This is a genomic window from Kluyvera sp. EC_51 (assembly GCF_019584505.1).
GTDB classification, from domain to species: Bacteria; Pseudomonadota; Gammaproteobacteria; order Enterobacterales; family Enterobacteriaceae; genus Kluyvera; species Kluyvera sichuanensis.
This window is the reverse complement of the sequence record NZ_VDAG01000005.1, coordinates 1-4256: the sequence shown is the minus strand read 5'-3', so window position 1 is coordinate 4256 and position 4256 is coordinate 1. Positions and strand designations below refer to the sequence as shown.

Below are 4256 nucleotides of genomic sequence, written 5' to 3'. Positions count from 1 at the left end.
ACTAGATCTGGTTGCTGCTCAGCTAAACAACAGACCGAGAAAGACACTGAAGTTCAAAACACCGAAAGAGATAATTGAAAGGGGTGTTGCATTGACAGATTGAATCTACAGCGGCTTTTTTTAATATGTCCCGTTCGTCGGTAACCCGTTTCAGCTCTTTCTGGAGACGGCGGATCTCGGCCTGAGCATCTGACTGTTCTTTATTAGTGGAAGAATCCGGACCGTACTTCTTTATCCAGGCATAAAGGCTGTGGGTGGTGATATCGAGACGTGTTGCAACGCTGGCAACAGAATAACCGCGATCAACAACCTGTTTGACTGCTTCAGTTTTAAACTCTTCGGGATAACGCTTACCGCTCATGGGCACCTCTCTTTAAGCCATCTTAAATGACTCTGAGGTGTCTGTTAAACCCGTGGCGATTCATATCACGCTGCAGGTGAACCAGACGGCCGCGCGGGCGGCGGGACTGTCTTCAGAAAGTATTGCGCAGGCGCTGAATGCCGTCTGGTCCGGCAGTGTCGTGACCACGGTACGCGACCACAACCGCATGATTGACGTGGTGCTGCGCGCGGATAACGCCGAGCGGAAGGACCTCTCGACGCTGTCCGGGATGCTGCTGACGAATGACCGGGGAGATAAAATTCCGCTCGGCCAGGTGGCCACGCTGGCGTGGGGCGTTGACGACCCGGTTATCTGGCGGCGGCAGCGTCTGCCCTATATTACCGTGCAGACGGATCTGGCCCCCGGCATGCGCGCAGAGGCGGTATCACAACAACTGTTGCCGGCAGTAAACACGCTTCGCTCGACCCTCCCGGCGGGCTACCAGATAGAAGAAGGTGGCACGGTGGCTGAGTCAGATAAAGGTAACCGCTCGGTTTATGCTGTGCTGCCGGTGACGCTCGGCGTGATGCTGGTTCTGCTGATGATACAGCTGCAGCGTTTTTCCCGGATGCTGCTGGCGTTGCTGATGGCCCCATTCGGACTCATTGGTATCGTGCTGGCCATGCTGCCGACAGGTACGCCAATGGGCTTTGTGGCGCTGCTGGGGATTATTGCGCTGGCCGGGATGAAAATCCGTAATGCAGTCATTCTCATCAGCGAAGTGGACAGCAATACGCAAAAGGGGATGTGTGGTAATGACGCCATTATCGCAGCAGCAGAGCATCGCGCCCGCCCGATACTGCTGACCGCCTGCGCAGCAATTTTAGGGATGATACCCATCGCGGAGCAGGTGTTCTGGGGGCCGATGGCATACGCCATCATCGGCGGATTAATGGTCGCGACCCTGGTGACACTGACCGTGTTGCCGGCGGCCATGAGTCTGGTGATGCAGAAAGAGCGGTAAACCGGATCCGACATCGACGTAAGCGTCATTACGGATATGACGCTTACGATTATTTTGTGACGCGGTGTCGGTGGAGTGCTGAAGCGCACTTTTACTTCCGGTCTGGTGGTTGCTTATTTGTCTTACCGGATGTTTTTTCATTCAGTATTAGTCAGTATGACTGATACTTTTTTCTGAAATATGCCTGATGTATACAAGGAACGCCTGTCTGACATTGTGCTGCCCACTGGCTACATTAAATTAACAGTTCGTTTTTTAAACTTGGACTTAATATTCTTATTTATCACCCTAATGTCGTTATAATAGGGTGGGTGTTTTTTTTAATTTAAAAACTTAAATTGAATTATATCAACAATAATTTACCTTATGTCTGTACGAAAAACCACTTATCTCGGCATCAACTCTGATCCCTACAATAGAAAAAACGTGATGAAAGTCATATAATCTACCCGTCGACATGATGGCGCAGACTCCTGGTTATCTTATCGCTAACAATAACATATTCAAAACTAAACACGTTTCTTCGTTCCGGATTACCTCAGGGACATGATTTATTTTTCTACAAGGAATATAAACAAATGAATATTATGAACTATAGGCTGGGAACCCGCATGGGGGCAGGGTTTGCCCTGTTACTGCTGCTGCTCGTACTTGTCAGCATTATTGCGGTCGCAGCGCTTTCTGATTTGCGTAAAACATCAAATCTCATCGTCGAAAAATATTATCCGACAACGGTGCTGGCCAATGACCTCATCGATGGAGCCAATAAGGATTACCTTTTGTCTTTCCGTGCCGTTGCTGCACATCACGAGAGCGATCGCAAAAAATATATCGAAGCTCTCAGTACCCAGACAGCGGTGAATGCCTCATACCTTGAGGAACTAAAAAAACGTGTTGCGGGTGATGTGCAAGCCGAGAAAATGGTTGATGAAATGTCTGATGCTGCCAGGTTAGTAACGGCATCAAGGCAACATGTATTTTCCATTCAGACATCAGAGGGAGATGATGCAGCAGAAAATATGCTGAATACGGAAACTATCCCGGCGACAGAAGTCTTTATTAACGAGATTACCGATATCATCGATTACGCCAATGATCTGATGAAGAATGGAGAGAACGAAGCAGAAAGCACGTACCGTTCATCCCTCTGGATGACTGGTATCATCCTTGTCGTAAGCATACTGTTGGGGGGAATAACTGCCAGAATTCTGACCCGCAGTGTCGTCAGGCCAGTGCAGGAAGCCCTGACTGGTATTGAAGCTTCAGGCCGCGGAGACATGACCACATTATTCAGGGATAATTATCATACCGATGAGACCGGCAGGCTTCTGACTGGCCTGAAAATTACTATCATCAGCATCAGTCGTATGCTGAGTCAGGTACGGGACAGTGCCATGTCGGTTTCCACCGCCTCTTCACAGATTGCAGCAGGTAATCTGGACTTGTCTTCCCGTACAGAAGAACAGGCCAGCGCTCTGGCTGAAACGGCCTCAGCCCTGGAGCAACTGACTGCCACAGTAGCGAACACTGCCGAAAACGCTCAACACGTGCATCAACTGGTTACTGAAGGTGGTCACATCATGAAGCGCAATAACGAAGTGATGGACGCTACCACCCGTCAGATGGACGGTATCTACAAAGCATCACAGAAGATGTCAGAGATTATCACGGTCATTGAGTCCATTGCCTTCCAGACTAATATCCTGGCATTGAACGCTGCCGTTGAAGCTGCACGTGCCGGTGAATCAGGTCGTGGATTTGCTGTTGTTGCTGGCGAGGTGCGCGGTCTGGCGCAGAAGAGTGCCACAGCGGCAAAAGATATCAAGTCACTGATCGAAGAGTCGGTTTCACAGACGGAAGCAGGTCGTGAACTCATCTCCACTGCCAGCACCGTGATTCAGGAAATGACAAAGAACGCACAAAATGTGGATATGCTCATCAACGAAATCACCCGGGCGACAACGGAACAACGCGACGGCATTCGTCAGATTAACGTAGCCGTCACACAACTGGATACAACCACACAACAAAATGCGGCCCTGGTGGAAGAATCTGCAAGTGCAGCGCAGTCCATGGCTGAACAGGCATCCATGCTGACAGAGCTGGTTAATACTTTCCGTTTGCGTGAAGAGCAGCCGCCAACAGCTGTTCCAGTCCCCGCATACCGGGCATCAGTCACGCCAGACAGTACAGTCTCTGATGGCAAATCAGCCGATAACTGGGAAACGTTCTAACCGGTTATCCGCAGACTGAAAGAAGTGCACCAGGGGGGATATGTCAGTTGCTACAAAGAGCGCAGGCAGTCTGAATATAGCGGCTGAGCGTTTCCCCCAAAATCATCGGGGTGGGGTCAGTCCACTTATTTATTTAACCCAGTCTTCCAGCTTCAGCCCCGGTACCCGCTCAAACTCTCTCACATTGTTACTGACCAGAATCGCCCCTGTCGACACGGCATGTCCGGCAATACCGGTGTCGTTTGGCCCGATGGGGGGGTAATGACTCCAACTTATTGATAGTGTTTTATGTTCAGATAATGCCCGATGACTTTGTCATGCAGCTCCACCGATTTTGAGAACGACAGCGACTTCCGTCCCAGCCGTGCCAAAAAACCTCCGCAACCCCATGTTTTCACATAACTGTTGCGTTGACCAATTGAATCTACAGCGGCTTTTTTTAATATGTCCCGTTCGTCGGTAACCCGCTTCAGCTCTTTCTGGAGACGGCGGATCTCGGCCTGAGCATCTGACTGTTCTTTATTAGTGGAAGAATCCGGACCGTACTTCTTTATCCAGGAGTAAAGGCTGTGGGTGGTGATATCGAGACGTGTTGCAACGCTGGCAACAGAATAACCGCGATCAACAACCTGTTTGACTGCTTCAGTTTTAAACTCTTCGGGATAACGCTTACCGC

Annotated in this window: 3 protein-coding genes and 3 pseudogenes; 3 read left to right on the top strand and 3 right to left on the bottom strand. The window is 50.0% G+C overall.

The features are described from left to right. Positions 1–103: hypothetical protein (locus FHC49_RS24290; RefSeq protein ID WP_001414958.1), on the top strand; the 103-nt coding region annotated here is incomplete at its 5' end. Positions 104–160: 57 nt separating this feature from the next. Here FHC49_RS24290 and FHC49_RS01500 read toward each other — a convergent pair. Beyond that, positions 161–361 (bottom strand): annotated as a pseudogene (locus tag FHC49_RS01500) (IS3 family transposase); the annotation flags it as partial. 64 nt (positions 362–425) lie between these two features. Between FHC49_RS01500 and FHC49_RS01495 the strand changes: the two are divergent. Together FHC49_RS01495 and FHC49_RS01490 are read left to right on the top strand one after the other, a co-directional pair. Next, a pseudogene (locus FHC49_RS01495) lies at positions 426–1346 on the top strand (efflux RND transporter permease subunit); the annotation flags it as partial. 578 nt (positions 1347–1924) lie between these two features. Beyond that, a complete protein-coding gene (locus FHC49_RS01490; protein WP_220438352.1) occupies positions 1925–3580 on the top strand; it encodes a methyl-accepting chemotaxis protein in 1656 nt (551 codons plus the stop codon). A 129-nt stretch (positions 3581–3709) separates the two neighbouring features. On the opposite strand, the pseudogene FHC49_RS01485 reads toward FHC49_RS01490, so the two are convergent. Both FHC49_RS01485 and FHC49_RS24285 read right to left on the bottom strand, forming a co-directional pair. Continuing rightward, positions 3710–3835 (bottom strand): annotated as a pseudogene (locus FHC49_RS01485) (VapC toxin family PIN domain ribonuclease); the annotation flags it as partial. 17 nt (positions 3836–3852) lie between these two features. Beyond that, positions 3853–4256: IS1 family transposase (locus FHC49_RS24285; protein ID WP_255581028.1), on the bottom strand; the 404-nt coding region annotated here is incomplete at its 5' end.

Excerpts from the sequence above, each read along its gene's own strand:
- FHC49_RS01490 (WP_220438352.1), top strand. The coding sequence starts at position 1,925 with ATGAATATTATGAACTATAGGCTGGGAACCCGCATGGGGGCAGGGTTT.